A 14,437-nucleotide genomic window follows, 5' to 3' on the forward strand; every position below is an offset into this window, starting at 1 on the left:
GCACACCACAGACAGGTGTCCGCGTTTTACCTCGCAGGATGCACTGGGAAGACAAAACAGCGGTCACGGCGCACGGTCAGCCACATCACGGCCCCCGGTTGCGGCAGGAAGACATTAGGCACGGTGGCACGCAGGGTGCTGCCGTCATGGTCCATCACGAATTCCACCAGACTTTCATTGCCCATGAACCGCGCACGGGCGACCACAGCGCGGGCCGCTGTCCCATCCGTAGACGTCGGCAAAGGCCCTTTGCCCCCGCGGTCAAAGTCGATCCGTAAATGCTGGGGCCGGAACACGATATCCACCTGCGTTCCATCTGGTACGCCGGGGGCCAGGAACCGGCCAAAGACCGTATATGCCAGCGCCCCCGTAACCTCGGCCCGCAGCACATTGGCGTCCGAGAAAAACGCGACCGAGGCACGATCGACAGGACGCGTATAGACGTTATAGGGGGCCCCCTGCTGCACGATTCTACCGTCGCGCATCAACGCGATTTCGTCGGCCATGCGCATGGCTTCTTCGGGTTCGTGGGTCACCAGCAATACGGCGGTGCCTTCTTCTTTCAAAATACCCAACGTCTCGTCGCGGATGTCATCCCGCAGACGGTTATCAAGACCCGAGAAAGGCTCGTCCATCAGCATGATCTTGGGCCGCGGAGCCAAAGCCCGCGCCAGCGCCACGCGCTGCTGTTCACCGCCAGACAGCTGATGTGGGTAGCCGTCGATGAACCGCAAAAGGTCGACACGTTCCAACAGTTCTTCGATGCGGGCGCGGCGTTCAGCCTTATTGCCCGTTTTCAGGCCAAAGCCTACGTTATCGGCTACGCTCAGGTGCGGAAACAGGGCAAAGTCCTGAAACATCAACCCGATCTCGCGCCGCTCGGGCGGCACGCGGAACACCGTGTCGCAAATCAGCTTGCCGTCCACATGGATCGTGCCGCTGTCCTGCATCTCGACACCCGCGATCATCCGCAGGGTGGTCGACTTGCCGCAGCCCGACGGACCCAGCAGGCAGGTCACCTGCCCCGGCATTATCTTCAGGCTGACGTCATCCACGACAGCCCGCCCGCCATAGGCGCGCTGAAGGTTCTTGATTTCAAGCCGGGGATGCTTCTCGGTGAAGTCTGTCATGGGCGCGGTCTAATCCGATCAATTCACTCGGGATCGACCGGTATCAGCCCCGCCGCGTGCCCGCAAGCACCGCTGCAAAGCCTGCGACCAGTACGCTCACACAAATCACCAAAAGCTGTTCGTATTTATGCCCCTCGGGCAGCACGGCAGCAAAGGCGGGCCATGCACGCGCGAAATAGGCAAACGCCCCCAGCATCGCGGCCCCAAAGGCGGCGAAATAGGCCCAAGGTGCAATCTGGCGCTGCATCACCAGCCCCACAATCAGAACCGGCGTCAAAAACATCGACGCCGTCCCGGACACCGCCACCGCGTCAAACAGCGTCGCATTGCCCCACAGCGTCAGCACCGTGCCTGCGACCATAAAGCCCAGCATCACAACCCGCCCGCCATTCAGGCTGCGCGGCGCGAGCTTCAGCTCTTCGACCACCAGCCGTGCGGCAGAAGAGAGCGCGGAATCCAGCGTGCTCAGCGCCGATACCAGCAGCGAGATCATGAGCGCGACAAAAACCCATGCGGGGAACATCGTGGCCCATGTGCCGATCAGCTCGCCCTCGTATGCGGCACCGGCAAGGCTTGCTTGAATACCAAAAAAACCAAAGCCGATGATGCACAGCGTCGAGATCCAGAACGCATGCACGAATGAACGGCGCGTCGTCTGTGGATCAGCAATGAACCCGCGATCCATCATCACCGGATCATGTGCGGGGTAGGAAAACACCTGCAACAACGCCACCGCCAGTAGCACCCAACCGTTATAGGCCCCCGCCGTCCCCGGTGCCGTGACAACCGCGCCCAGATCAAAACCGGGCGAGACGACCAGCGCCACAAAAGCGACGCCGAAGACCACCAGGAACACCACCATCTGCACCACATCGGTGCGCAGCGCAGCACTGAGCCCACCCCAAGCGGAATAGCCCAAGCCCACAAGCGCCACGATCAGGATCGCCGGCGTGCCGCTGCCCTCAAGCACAGCGTTAAAGATCAGTCCCACCACCAGCAGGTTCGCAAATACCTCGGACAAGAGCCGCAGGGCGATCACCAGATTATAGCAAGCGTTCCCTGCTCCGCCAAAGCGTGCCCCTAGCCAATCCTGCACGGACATGGCCCCGTTCTGGCGCAAACGGCCCACGATAAAACCGCCGGTTAGGAATGACCCGTAATATGCGGCATAGGCCAACGTCCCCGCGATGCCGTAGTAGTAGCCCAAGATCGCCGCGTTCATCAGGCTGCGGGCGAAAATCCACGTGGTGACCTGGCTCAGCACCAGCGTCCAAAGCCCCGGTGCCCCGCCTTGGGCCGTCATTCCGCCAAAGAACCCTTCGACAGAGGCACGCCGAGGTGCAGCCAGAAGGCTGACGGCGATAACGACACCGAACAGGACAAACAGAACAATGGGGGACATCAGGGGTTACCTTTACAAAAGACTGTAGCAACTATGGGTAACCGAGCAAAAACTGCCGCGCTATCTATCGCGCGGCAGTCTGTCGTAAACGTGATGGAATATGTCAGCCCGTCCGCTGCGCTACCCCATGGGTGCCGCAGCGTCAGACCCACAGCTTACATCGTCATGTTTGTCGCGCCACCGTCGAGCAGAAGGTTCTGCCCCACAATAAAGCCCGCGTGCGTTGAGCACAGAAAGGCGCAAGCCGCCCCGAATTCATGACGTGTGCCGTAACGCCCTGCGGGAATTGTTGATGCGCGCTCGGTGCGGGCCTCTTCCAGCGTGATGCCCTTTTGTTTGACGACCCCCCCATCCAGCGCATCGGCGCGGTCGGTGGCGTGAATGCCCGGCAGCAGGTTGTTGATCGTGACACCCTTGCCCGCGACCTGACGCGAGGTACCCGCGACATAGCCGGTCAGACCGGTACGGGCAGAGTTGCTGAGCCCCAGAACACCAATTGGCGCACGTACGGATTGCGAGGTAATGTTGACAACACGGCCCCAGCCACGGTCCATCATCGCAGGCACCAGCGCTTTGATCATCGCGATGGGGGCGAGCATGTTCGCGTCGAGCGCCTTGATGAAATCCTCACGGTCCCAATCGCTCCACATGCCGGGGGGCGGGCCACCTGCGTTGTTGACCAGAATGTCGATGTCACCAGCAGCGTCCAGCACCAGCTTCTGGCCTTCGTCCGTGGCGATATCGGCGGCAATGGTGGTGACCTCTACGCCATAGTCCTGACGGATGCGTTCAGCGGCTGTTTCCAGATCAGCGGCACCGCGTGCGTTCATCACCAGATTCACACCCGCTTCGGCCAGCGCCTCTGCACAGCCCAGGCCAAGACCCTTTGACGATGCGCAAACCAATGCGCGTTTTCCTTTGATTCCCAGATCCATAGCGATCTCTCCCGATTAATGTTCGCGCAAGTCGTAGCACTGTCACTGCGAACAATGCCAGCAAAAGGCCAAAGGCTTGACCACAATGAGACACAATCTTATGGCAAAGATGCTATAACCACCGACGGTTATGCGACCGCCGGTATCGATTTACCTTACCATTCGTGCGCAAAGGCCCGCCCCATGACCTCGCCCCGCCCTTCCTCACCGCAAAGCGTCCCTGTCTACCATGCGACGCAATTCACGGCGACGGATGGTGCGAATATGGGCGATCCGATGTCCTTTGCATCAGAGCTGCTGCTGGATGATGTCTACGAGCTATCCTATGGCGCGGCCCCTGTGCGCCTGTCGATACAGACGGCAGCAAACGGCAGCTTGTCGATCGCGCCTGATACGCAAACCGGCACCAACGGCGCAGCGCTGCATCTGGATTGTGCGCTGACCTTCATGTCGCCCGATGGGCAAATCAACGACGCGATCCTGCTGGTCGAGGTGGCGGACGATGGCCACGCCGAGGCGATTTACCTTATCCCGCTGAGCGCGCTGTCGCCGAAAGTGGAATACCGGCTGGTTGGCATCGACACCCAAACCATGCGCCAGAAATTCGCGCAGGTCGCCTGCGTGTCGTTTACCCGCGGCACGCACATCACCATGGGTACCGGCGAACAGCTTCCGATTGAAGATCTGGTGGTGGGCGACAAGATACTCACCCGCGATGATGGCGTGCAGGCCATCCGCTGGATCAGCCAGAGCACAGTGCGTGCCGTCGGTGAATTTGCACCGATCTGCATTGATGCGGGCACACTGAACAACGACAATGACCTTATCGTCAGCCCCGACCACCGCCTGTTCATTTACCAACGCCAAGACCGTCTGGGCGCGGGCCGCTCGGAACTGCTGGTCAAGGCACGGCATCTGGTGAACGGTGATACAGTGCGCGTGCAAGACGGCGGCTTCGTCGATTACTTCCAGCTGCTGTTTGACAGCCATCAGATCATCTATGCCGAAGGGATCGCAGCGGAATCCATGCTGATCGACAGCCGCACCAAGGGCGTGCTGCCGCAAGAGCTGTCGGATGCCATGGGCGATGTCATCCCCGGTCATTCCGACCTGCCCCATGCGGGGCTTGATGTGTCCGAACCGCTGCTTGACCGTCCCGACGCAGCTGAACTGCTGCGCCGCGCCAGCATGCGCTAATCAGCCAAAGAACTCCTCGCGTACTATTTTGCCATTTGCCACATGGTAAACAGCGACCTCTTTCATCTCCATCACGTTGCCGCTGGCCTTTTCGCGTGCGGCAACGTCGAACATAACGGCAAAGCGTTCGTCGCCATGTAGCATCGGGTCGCTGACGTTCTGACGCGTGACCTCCATCGCGCCGTCCCACCAGGCATGCTTGCCCTTGATCCCGTCGAGGCCCTTGATTTCACGCCCGTTACCGTGATCCATCGCTTCGATCGACACGGCATCCGCCGCATAAAGCCGATCAAGGTTCGCCACCTCGTGCCCCTCGCGGCACCCTTTCACCAAAGCTTCTGCAATCTCTTTCAGCTCCATCGTCTTCTCCCTTTCTATGACCTCACGCGCCTCATAGTACCCGATTTTCGCGAGCGGCCCCAAAGAAATGCCACCCACCGCCTGATCCAAGCAGCCTTGCGCGTGTGTTCGGGCGTGGATATATGCCAATCCATGTTGGATACCCCCTCAAACCGCCCCGCTTTGCCTGCCGAAATCGCTCGGCGTCGCACCTTTGCGATCATTTCCCACCCCGATGCAGGGAAAACCACGCTGACAGAGAAATTCCTGTTGTTCGGTGGGGCGATCCAGATGGCCGGACAGGTGCGTGCCAAGGGCGAGGCCCGGCGCACACGGTCCGACTTTATGGCGATGGAAAAAGACCGCGGCATCTCTGTCTCGGCGTCCGCCATGTCGTTCGACTTTGTGAACAAGGGCACGAACTACCGTTTTAACCTTGTGGACACGCCCGGCCACTCGGACTTTTCCGAAGATACCTACCGCACGCTCACGGCGGTGGACGCAGCCGTGATGGTAATCGACGGCGCGAAAGGCGTGGAAAGCCAGACGCAAAAGCTGTTCGAGGTCTGCCGCATGCGCGACCTGCCGATCCTGACCTTTTGTAACAAGATGGACCGCGAAAGCCGCGATGTGTTCGAGATCATCGACGAAATTCAGGAAAACCTCGCGATTGACGTGACCCCCGCGAGTTGGCCCATCGGCGTGGGCCGCGACTTTATTGGTTGCTATGACATCCTGCGTGACCGGCTGGAACTGATGGACCGTGCCGACCGCAACAAAGTATCCGCAAGCATCGCGATCGAAGGGTTGGACGACCCAAAGCTGGCCGAACATGTGCCCGCCGCGCTGCTCGAAAAACTGCGTGAGGATCTGGAAATGGTGCGCGAGCTGATGCCGCCGCTGGATGCTGAACTGATGGCCGAAGGGTCACTGACGCCGATCTGGTTCGGGTCCGCGATCAACAGCTTTGGCGTCAAGGAACTGATGGATGGCATCGCTACCTACGGGCCGGAACCACAAATTCAGTCGGCGCAGCCAAGGAATATTTTACCTGAAGAAACAAAGGTTTCCGGCTTTGTCTTCAAGGTTCAAGCGAATATGGACCCCAAGCACCGCGACCGGGTTGCCTTTGTCCGCCTTGCCTCGGGCCACTTTACTCGCGGCATGAAACTGACCCATGTGCGATCCAAAAAAGTCATGTCTGTGACCAACCCTGTGATGTTCCTTGCCGCCGACCGCGAGCTGGCAGAGGAAGCCTGGGCCGGTGACATCATCGGCATTCCCAACCACGGCCAATTGCGCATCGGTGACACGCTGACCGAAGGCGAAGCGATCCGCGTAAGCGGTATCCCCTCCTTTGCGCCGGAATTGCTGCAAGGCGTCCGTGCGGGCGACCCGATGAAGTCAAAGCACCTCGAAAAAGCGCTGATGCAGTTCGCCGAAGAAGGTGCCGCGAAAGTGTTCAAGCCCGCCATCGGGTCCGGCTTTGTCGTGGGCGTTGTCGGGCAGTTGCAGTTCGAAGTGCTCGCCAGCCGAATTGAACTGGAATATGGCTTGCCTGTGCGCTTTGAGCAATCACAGTTCACCTCGGCACGATGGGTGAACGGTGACCGGCAAGCCGTTGAGAAGTTTACCGAAGCCAACAAGCAGCATATCGCCCTCGATCATGACGGCGACGTCGTTTACCTGACGCGGTTGCAATGGGATATCGATCGCGTCGACCGCGACTATCCTGATGTGCGTCTGACCGCGACCAAGGAAATGATGGTCTAACTTGGGCTTGCCAGCCCGACACGCGCGCCGCACATTGGCCCCATGACTGATGTGACATGGGGCATCGCCTCTACCATTCTGGCACCGACGCGCGACATATTGCAGTTCGCCGCCTATCATTTGGCGGCGGGCGCGCACCGGCTGTATATCTATCTTGATGCGCCCAACGACGAAGCCTTTGCCCATCTGGACGCCCACCCCAAGATCCGCGTCATTACCTGTGACGCCGCCTATTGGAAGCAGCGCAAGCGCGATCGTCCCGAGGCACACCAGCAACGTCAGACCGCCAATGCTACCCACGCCTATAATCGTCGGCGCGAGGTCGACTGGCTGATCCATATGGATGTCGACGAATACCTTGTCGCCGACCGCCTCATCGCTGACATACTGGCGCAGTGCCCCACCGATCCGCCCGCCACCCGCATCCGCCCGATGGAGCAGCTGTCGGGCGACCCGTCTGTGTTCAAGGATTTCATTCCCAGCGGCCCCGACCGCGCACGCATCGTGGCAGAGCTTTACCCGACCTATGGGGCCTATCTGAAAGGCGGATTTCTCAGCCATCTGGCAGGTAAGGTCCTTGTCCGCACGGGGCTGCCGAACATGCATTTGCGCATCCACAATGTCTTTCAGAAAGGCGAGATGCTGGCCTGTCATGATGCCCCGACGGGCATCTCGCTGGCCCATGCCCATGCAAAATCATGGGATGACTGGATCGGTGCCTATCGCTACCGTGTGACGAAAGGCAGCTACCGCCCCGAACTGCGCCCCAACCGCCCCTATGACCAAGGAGGCCTGTCCCTCAATGACCTATTTTCAATGATCGAGGGCGAAAGTGGCGAAGCGGGACTGCGCGCGTTTTTCGACGAAGTCTGCGCTGATACTCCCCAATTACGCGCCCGTCTGCGCAGCCACGGCCTGCTGCGCGAGGTCGATCTGGCGCTACCCGACCATCTGGCAACACATTTCCCCCGCTTCACAGCGCCTTAGCGCATCTGTTTGACCTGACGGGCAGTTCTTGCTAATGGGTGCAGAACATGTCGCGGAGAGCCTCCGCCCCTTGGGCCATGCGGGCCGACATGAATGCTGCCGCGGGCCAAATGAGCGTCCGCTATCATCGGACACACATGACAAAATTTTCTGATCTAAACCTTAATCCTAAAGTCCTAAAAGCCATTGATGAGGCCGGGTATGAAACCCCCACGCCGATCCAGGCCGGTGCGATTCCACCTGCCCTTGCTGGCAGAGACGTGTTGGGAATCGCCCAGACAGGTACCGGCAAAACTGCCAGCTTTACCCTGCCCATGATCACCCTGCTTGCCCGTGGACGCGCTCGCGCGCGGATGCCACGCAGTCTGGTGTTGTGTCCCACGCGGGAACTGGCAGCACAGGTCGCCGAAAACTTCGACACCTATACCAAGCACCTGAAATTAACCAAGGCGCTGTTGATCGGCGGCGTTTCGTTCGGCGAGCAGGACAAGCTGATCGACAAAGGGGTCGACGTTCTGATTGCGACGCCAGGCCGTCTGATTGACCATTTTGAACGCGGCAAACTGATCTTGTCTGACGTCAAGATCATGGTCGTCGACGAAGCGGACCGGATGCTCGACATGGGGTTTATCCCCGATATCGAACGTATCTTCCAGATGACGCCCTTTACCCGTCAAACGCTGTTCTTCTCGGCCACCATGGCCCCAGAGATCGAACGTATCACAAACACCTTCCTGTCCGCTCCCGCGCGTATCGAAGTCGCGCGTCAGGCGACCACGAGCGAAAATATCAAGCAAGGCGTGCTGATGTTCAAACCCTCGCGCAAGGACCGCGAAGCGACGGAAAAGCGCAAGGTTCTGCGCGCGTTGATCGACGCCGAGGGCGACAAATGCACCAACGCCATCATCTTCTGCAACCGCAAGATGGATGTGGATACCGTGGCCAAGTCGTTGAAAAAATACGGCTATGACGCCGCACCAATCCACGGCGATCTGGACCAAAGCCAGCGGACCAAAACCCTCGACGGGTTCCGCAATGGCGATCTGCGCTTCCTTGTTGCTTCTGATGTTGCGGCACGGGGCCTTGATGTGCCGTCGGTCAGCCATGTCTATAACTTTGATGTGCCGTCCCATGCCGAAGACTATGTGCACCGCATTGGCCGGACCGGCCGCGCGGGCCGCGACGGCAAGGCGATCATGATCTGCGTACCACGTGATGAAAAGAACCTCGAAGACGTGGAACGTCTGGTACAGCGCGAGATTCCGCGACTGGAAAACCCGTTGGGTGGACAAGAAGTCAAAGCTGACGTCCAAACGGATGCCAAGACGACAGATGCCCCTGCTGCTACAACCGACGCTGGGACCTCCGCGGATAAGCCCAAGCGGACCCGTTCGCGCAGCCGCAAGAAGCCTGAAGCGGCTAAGACTGACGCCGATCAGACAGTGACCCTACAGGCAGATACGCCACAGGCAGATACGGCGCAGACGGATACAGCGCAGGCCAGCAGCCCAAAGGCTGACGCTCCGAAAGCTGGCGCCAAGCCAGCGGCCAAGCCGCAAGCGAACAAATCCGAGAAACCTGCGCAGGGCAGCACCGAAAAGGCCGCTCCGCAAAAGGTGGACGCCACGCAGGACGACAAGTCGACCAACCGTCGGAGCCCCCGTGGCGGGCGTGGGGATAACACCCGCAATGACAACAACCGCCAGCAGAACAACCGCAATGACAACCGTGTCGTCGGTCTAGGCGATCACACGCCCGAGTTCATCGGCCTGAGCTTTGCCGAGCGCTGCGAATAACCCTTCGCTTCCGCTGACCATCTAATAAAAAGGCGCAGAGCATTCTCTGCGCCTTTTCTTTTGCGCAGTACCCTGCCGCGTGTCCCCCATCAGTCTTCCATACAAACGCAAAACGCCGCGCAGTGGCCTGCGCGGCGTTTCGATTTAGTGTGTCGATGCCTTAGCTTAGACGGCTGACAACGATGGTGACTTCGGGCTTTTTACCGATTTCATCATTAGCCGACTGACGCACAGTGCGCTTCAGTCCGTCGTGCAGCTTGTCGTCGTCGCGCAGTGTCTTGGCATTGGCGCGGCCAAGGAACTGCGCCAGATCGGCCTCAAGCACTTCGACGAGCGACGTCTTGGACCGGCCCTGCTCTGGCAAGCCCATAGCGTCGACCCAAGGGTCGCCCAAAGCTTCGTCGTTTTCGTCCATGATCACCGTCACGGTGACGTGGCCGTTCAGCGCCATGCGAATACGGTCGCGTACAACGCCGTCCATCGCGCCAATTTGCGTCGACCCGTCCAGATAGGTGCGCCCGCTGTCGACATATTCAACAACCTTCGGCTCGTTGCCCGATAGGTCGATCATCATGCCGTTCACGGCCAGAACACCCTTCATTCCCTTGGCGTTGGCGATTTTGGTATGTTCGCGCAGGTGGCGGTGTTCGCCGTGCATCGGGATCAGGATCTGAGGTTTTACCACATCATGCAGCGTTTCCAGATCAGGACGGTTGGCGTGGCCCGACACGTGGTACAGACCCGAACTGTCATCGACGATATCAACGCCCATTTCAGAAAACGCGTTGATGACCTTAATCACGCCACGTTCATTGCCCGGGATGGTTTTGGAGGAGAACAGGAACATATCCCCTTCTTTCATCTCCAGCCCCATGTATTTGCCACGCGCCAGCTGCGCCGACGCCGCACGGCGTTCGCCTTGCGAACCGGTCACCAACAGCATCAGGTTTTCACGCGGGATGCCGCGGGCCTCTTCCGGGCTCACGACCGGTGGGAAGTCCTTCATCACGCCCGTTTCAAGCGAGGCTTCGACCATGCGTTTCATCGCACGACCCAGCAGAACGACGGAACGCCCTGCCCGTTCGCCAGCATCGGCCAGGGTCTTCACACGCGCGACGTTCGAGGCAAAGGTCGTCGCGACGACCATACCCTGTGCGGTACCCAGAAGCTTTTCGATCTCGGGCCCGACGGTCGCCTCAGACCGGCCGGCGTTCTGCGAGAACACATTGGTACTGTCACAGATCAACGCTTTGACGCCGTCCTTGGACACATCGGCCCAAAGTTCGGGGTCATAGGCCTCACCGACGCCCGGTGTCATGTCGATCTTGAAGTCACCCGAGTGGATCAGGCGATCGCCCGCCACGTCGATCACCAAGGACGACGATTCAGGGATAGAGTGGGACATGGGCAGGAAGCCGACCGTGAACGGCCCGACCGTGGTCTGCTGCGGCCACGGTGCCACGGTGGTCACCGCGTCTTCGGGGTGGCCGTACTCGTCCATCTTGCGCTTGGCAATGTTCGCGGTGAACTTGCGCGTATAGATAGGGGCGCGCAGACGGTCATAGGTATGGGCCACGGCACCGACGTGGTCTTCGTGGGCGTGGGTGATAAATATCGCCTCGATCTGGTCGCGGCGTTGTTCAAGCCAGGAGATATCGGGGATGATCAGATCCACGCCGGGGCTTGTGTCCATATCAGGGAAAGCAACGCCGAGGTCGACAACAATCAGCCGCTCCTTGCCGGGTTTCCCGTATCCATAAACATAGGCATTCATGCCAATTTCACCTGCCCCACCGAGGGGCAGATAGATCAATCTTTCGCTGCTCATATGACTAAGCGGTATCCTTGTTATAGTTATAAATCACGGTCAAGCCGTGCATCGTCAAATCATCTTGGTATGCATCAAACAGATCGACTGTCTGTTGAAACAGCGGGGCCAGCCCGCCTGTCGCAATCACGCGCATCTCGCGGCCGCGTTCAGCCTTTATTTGGGCACATATCTCACGGACGAGGCCGACATAACCCCAAAAAATGCCCGATTGTATGCAAGAGACGGTATTTGTACCGATTACCGCCTGTGGTTTAGAGATGTCTACATGAGGTAAGGCGGCTGCGGCGTTATGCAATGCTTCGAGGCTCAGGTTCACGCCGGGGGCGATCACACCGCCGATATAGGCCCCGTCGCTGTCTACCACGTCAAAGGTCGTCGCGGTGCCGAAATCGACAACAATCAAGTCCCCACCGAACAGATCATGCCCGGCAACTGTGTTAACCAGACGGTCCGGCCCCACGGCTGTGCCCACGTCTACCCGAACATCAACGGGCAATCGGCAATCGGGTTTACCCACCACAATCGGGCGTGTGTTAAAATATCGATCCGCCAGCACACGCAGATTGAACACCACCCGCGGCACTGTCGAGCTGATGATCACATCGGTGATATCGGCCTTTACGCCCTGAAACTTCATCAAGGTGCTGAGCCAGACGTAATATTGGTCAGAGGTGCGTTGCCATTCGGTTGATGTGCGCCAGGTCGCAATAAACCGCGTTCCGTCCCAGATTGAAAAGACTGTATTGGTATTTCCGCAGTCAATCGCCAATAGCATGGCACATCCCTTCGCTCGCGTTTAGAAAAATACATCCGCCGCTGTGATGGGCACGCGGCCTTTTGGGGTGCGCAGGATCAGGTTGCCTTGCGCATCCACGTCCTCGAATACACCACGGGTTTCATCCCTCATGGTGCGCGCGACGATCTCCTCGCCCAACCGCGCGGCATGGGACAGCCACGCAGCACGGATCGGCGCAAAACCATAGGTCTGGAACTGTGTTTCCAGCAGGGCGTATTCCGCGGCCAAGGCATCAAGAAAAACCTCCGGCGGAACGACCTTGCCCGTCTCTGCCACAACCGACACAGGGCGCAAGGCCCCCGGTTCAACCTGATCGGCACCCGGCGCATGGGCGAGGTTGACCCCGATCCCGATGGCCAGAAAATCGCCGATGCTTTCAAGCAAAATGCCAGCGACTTTACCGCCGTTCAGCAGCACGTCGTTGGGCCATTTCAGGGTAAACGCACCTTCATCACGCGTGGTCGCCACAAACGCACGGCGCAGTGCAAGGGACGCGACAAAGCTGCGCAGCGCAGCAGTCGAAGGTGCCTCGGTACGACGCATCATCAAGGTTGCGGCGAAATTTCCCCGGGGCGTTGCCCAGGACCGTCCGCGCCGGCCACGTGCGGCAGTCTGTTCTTGCGCAAGGATCCATGTCGCACCGGCAAGCTGCGAGGACTGCCGCGCCGCTTCGCTAAGTGTGGAATCGACGCTATCGAAAACCTGCCGCCCATAGCCGTCGGGCCAAGCCGCTGTTTGCGCCTTGGCCCCTGTTGGATTCATGTCGGAGCCTGTGTTGCCCAGGGGTGCCACCCTAGGATCAATTGACCAGCGTCGCCGCCGCAGAGATCGCAGCAGTTTCGACGCCGAACAGATTAACAATGCCAACCACCATGATCACGGCAGCGGCAACAACAACTCCGGACAGCAGGCTGCTTTTACCCTCGTCCAGACGGTCATCCCCTTCGGCCCCGAAATACATCAAAAAGACAATGCGCAGGTAATAGTAGGCCCCGATGGCTGAGGCGACAGCACTGGCCACGACCAGCCAGATCAGCCCCGCGTCGACGCCCGCTTGCCACACGCCCAGTTTGGCAAAGAACCCCAGCATCGGCGGCACACCAGCAAGCGAGAACAGCAGCACCAGCATCGCCAGCGCCTTACCCGGTGCGCGCTTGGAATACATGTTCAGCGCAGTGATGTCTGTGACCGGCTGGCCATCTTTCTCCATCCCGAGGATGAAGGCAAAGGTCCCGATGTTCATTGTCACGTAGATCGCCAGATAGACCAGCATAGATTTGACACCCAGCTCTGTGCCCGCCGCAAGGCCGATCAACGCATAGCCCATGTGGGCAATCGAGGAATAGGCCATCAGACGTTTGATGTTGGTCTGACCAATTGCAGCAATCGCACCAAGGAACATAGACAGCACCGACAGCAGCGCAATGATCTGGCTCCAATCGGCGACAGCATTGCCAAAGGCATCATGCAACACGCGGGCAAACAGCGCCATCGCGGCAACCTTGGGGGCTGTGGCAAAAAAGGCCGTGACCGGCGTCGGCGCGCCCTCGTAGACGTCAGGCGTCCACATGTGGAAGGGCACAGCGGACACTTTGAATGCCAGCCCAGACACGACAAAGACGATACCGAACAGCAGGCCAAGTGAGGTCGGGCCTTCGCTCGCCAGGCTCATCACGCCCGCGAATTGGGTAGTGCCGGCATAACCATAGACCAGCGATACACCATAGAGCAGCAGACCGGATGACAGTGCACCCAGAACGAAATACTTCAGCCCTGCTTCAGTAGACTTCACGCTATCGCGGCGTAGGGACGCAACGACGTACAGTGCCAGCGATTGCAGCTCGAGGCCCATGTACAGCGTCATCAGATCGCCCGCGCTGACCATCATCATCATGCCGACGACGCTCAGTGCGATCAGAACCGGATACTCAAAGCGCAGCAGCCCGCGCTTTTTCATATAGGCTTCGGACATGGCCAGCACCGCCGCCGCGCTCAGCAGCATGGTGACTTTGGCAAAACGGGCAAAGCTGTCTTCGATGAACAGACCGTTAAACGCGATGCGCGTTGTGCCACCGCTGGTCATACCGATCCAGATCGCCAGCAATGCCATCACGATAGCCGCGGCCCAGACCATGACGCCTGCAGCGGCGTCCTTGTTGGTGTAAACCGCCCCGAGCAGTGCCAGGATCGCAAAGAGCGCCAGCAGGATTTCGGGCAGGATGACATTCAGATCAGCGGAAATCATCGCGCA

General features: G+C 59.4%; 12 protein-coding genes. 4 read left to right on the top strand and 8 right to left on the bottom strand.

Going from position 1 to position 14,437, the window contains the following annotated elements:
• Positions 1–26: 26 nt before the first annotated feature.
• The 3 genes from ACVBAU_RS12355 to ACVBAU_RS12365 form a co-directional block, all read right to left on the bottom strand.
• Positions 27–1,130, bottom strand: a complete 1,104-nt coding sequence (locus tag ACVBAU_RS12355) for an ABC transporter ATP-binding protein (RefSeq protein ID WP_138923052.1) — start codon at positions 1,128–1,130, stop codon at positions 27–29.
• Between the two features lie 43 nt (positions 1,131–1,173).
• Positions 1,174–2,532, bottom strand: a complete 1,359-nt coding sequence (locus tag ACVBAU_RS12360; RefSeq protein WP_335744196.1) for a sodium:proline symporter — start codon at positions 2,530–2,532, stop codon at positions 1,174–1,176.
• 155 nt (positions 2,533–2,687) lie between these two features.
• Positions 2,688–3,467: an SDR family oxidoreductase gene (locus ACVBAU_RS12365; protein WP_448326649.1), complete on the bottom strand. Its 780-nt coding sequence runs from the start codon at positions 3,465–3,467 to the stop codon at positions 2,688–2,690.
• A gap of 183 nt (positions 3,468–3,650) precedes the next feature.
• On the opposite strand from ACVBAU_RS12365, the gene ACVBAU_RS12370 reads away from it, so the two are divergent.
• Positions 3,651–4,664, top strand: coding sequence for a Hint domain-containing protein (locus tag ACVBAU_RS12370; protein WP_448326651.1), 1,014 nt, complete (start codon positions 3,651–3,653; stop codon positions 4,662–4,664).
• Here ACVBAU_RS12370 and ACVBAU_RS12375 read toward each other — a convergent pair whose 3' ends face one another.
• On the bottom strand, positions 4,665–5,024 hold the full coding sequence (locus ACVBAU_RS12375) for a nuclear transport factor 2 family protein (RefSeq protein WP_335744199.1): 360 nt from the start codon (positions 5,022–5,024) through the stop codon (positions 4,665–4,667).
• Between the two features lie 132 nt (positions 5,025–5,156).
• Here ACVBAU_RS12375 and ACVBAU_RS12380 point away from each other — a divergent pair, with 132 nt between their 5' ends.
• The 3 genes from ACVBAU_RS12380 to ACVBAU_RS12390 all read left to right on the top strand — a co-directional run bounded on the left by ACVBAU_RS12380 (position 5,157) and on the right by ACVBAU_RS12390 (position 9,559).
• Positions 5,157–6,776 (top strand): peptide chain release factor 3, encoded by a 1,620-nt coding sequence (locus ACVBAU_RS12380; protein WP_138923048.1) that lies wholly within the window; start codon positions 5,157–5,159, stop codon positions 6,774–6,776.
• A gap of 42 nt (positions 6,777–6,818) precedes the next feature.
• The gene (locus tag ACVBAU_RS12385; RefSeq protein WP_448326653.1) at positions 6,819–7,763 is read left to right on the top strand and encodes a glycosyltransferase family 2 protein; all 945 of its coding nucleotides are present in this window, start codon (positions 6,819–6,821) and stop codon (positions 7,761–7,763) included.
• Between the two features lie 137 nt (positions 7,764–7,900).
• The gene (locus tag ACVBAU_RS12390; protein WP_448326655.1) at positions 7,901–9,559 is read left to right on the top strand and encodes a DEAD/DEAH box helicase; all 1,659 of its coding nucleotides are present in this window, start codon (positions 7,901–7,903) and stop codon (positions 9,557–9,559) included.
• Positions 9,560–9,719: 160 nt separating this feature from the next.
• On the opposite strand, the gene ACVBAU_RS12395 is transcribed toward ACVBAU_RS12390, so the two are convergent.
• Genes ACVBAU_RS12395 through nuoN form a run of 4 tightly spaced genes read right to left on the bottom strand, consistent with a single transcriptional unit; the run spans position 9,720 to position 14,431 of the window.
• Positions 9,720–11,387: a ribonuclease J gene (locus ACVBAU_RS12395; RefSeq protein ID WP_448326656.1), complete on the bottom strand. Its 1,668-nt coding sequence runs from the start codon at positions 11,385–11,387 to the stop codon at positions 9,720–9,722.
• A gap of 4 nt (positions 11,388–11,391) precedes the next feature.
• Positions 11,392–12,165 carry a type III pantothenate kinase gene (locus ACVBAU_RS12400; protein WP_138923044.1) on the bottom strand — a complete coding sequence of 258 codons (774 nt, stop codon included), beginning with the start codon at positions 12,163–12,165 and terminating at the stop codon, positions 11,392–11,394.
• 21 nt (positions 12,166–12,186) lie between these two features.
• On the bottom strand, positions 12,187–12,948 hold the full coding sequence (locus tag ACVBAU_RS12405; protein ID WP_138923043.1) for a biotin--[acetyl-CoA-carboxylase] ligase: 762 nt from the start codon (positions 12,946–12,948) through the stop codon (positions 12,187–12,189).
• Between the two features lie 37 nt (positions 12,949–12,985).
• Positions 12,986–14,431 (bottom strand): NADH-quinone oxidoreductase subunit NuoN, encoded by a 1,446-nt coding sequence (nuoN, locus tag ACVBAU_RS12410; protein ID WP_448326657.1) that lies wholly within the window; start codon positions 14,429–14,431, stop codon positions 12,986–12,988.
• Positions 14,432–14,437 lie beyond the last annotated feature (6 nt).

The sequence above is a fragment of the Sulfitobacter sp. M13 genome, from assembly GCF_053474885.1.

What these genes read in the sequence shown, in the direction of transcription:
- ACVBAU_RS12355 (WP_138923052.1), bottom strand. Translation starts at nt 1,130, where the DNA reads ATGACAGACTTCACCGAGAAGCATCCCCGGCTTGAAATCAAGAACCTT.
- ACVBAU_RS12360 (WP_335744196.1), bottom strand. Translation starts at nt 2,532, where the DNA reads ATGTCCCCCATTGTTCTGTTTGTCCTGTTCGGTGTCGTTATCGCCGTC.
- ACVBAU_RS12365 (WP_448326649.1), bottom strand. Translation starts at nt 3,467, where the DNA reads ATGGATCTGGGAATCAAAGGAAAACGCGCATTGGTTTGCGCATCGTCA.
- ACVBAU_RS12370 (WP_448326651.1), top strand. Translation starts at nt 3,651, where the DNA reads ATGACCTCGCCCCGCCCTTCCTCACCGCAAAGCGTCCCTGTCTACCAT.
- ACVBAU_RS12375 (WP_335744199.1), bottom strand. Translation starts at nt 5,024, where the DNA reads ATGGAGCTGAAAGAGATTGCAGAAGCTTTGGTGAAAGGGTGCCGCGAG.
- ACVBAU_RS12380 (WP_138923048.1), top strand. Translation starts at nt 5,157, where the DNA reads ATGTTGGATACCCCCTCAAACCGCCCCGCTTTGCCTGCCGAAATCGCT.
- ACVBAU_RS12385 (WP_448326653.1), top strand. Translation starts at nt 6,819, where the DNA reads ATGACTGATGTGACATGGGGCATCGCCTCTACCATTCTGGCACCGACG.
- ACVBAU_RS12390 (WP_448326655.1), top strand. Translation starts at nt 7,901, where the DNA reads ATGACAAAATTTTCTGATCTAAACCTTAATCCTAAAGTCCTAAAAGCC.
- ACVBAU_RS12395 (WP_448326656.1), bottom strand. Translation starts at nt 11,387, where the DNA reads ATGAGCAGCGAAAGATTGATCTATCTGCCCCTCGGTGGGGCAGGTGAA.
- ACVBAU_RS12400 (WP_138923044.1), bottom strand. Translation starts at nt 12,165, where the DNA reads ATGCTATTGGCGATTGACTGCGGAAATACCAATACAGTCTTTTCAATC.
- ACVBAU_RS12405 (WP_138923043.1), bottom strand. Translation starts at nt 12,948, where the DNA reads ATGAATCCAACAGGGGCCAAGGCGCAAACAGCGGCTTGGCCCGACGGC.
- nuoN (WP_448326657.1), bottom strand. Translation starts at nt 14,431, where the DNA reads ATGATTTCCGCTGATCTGAATGTCATCCTGCCCGAAATCCTGCTGGCG.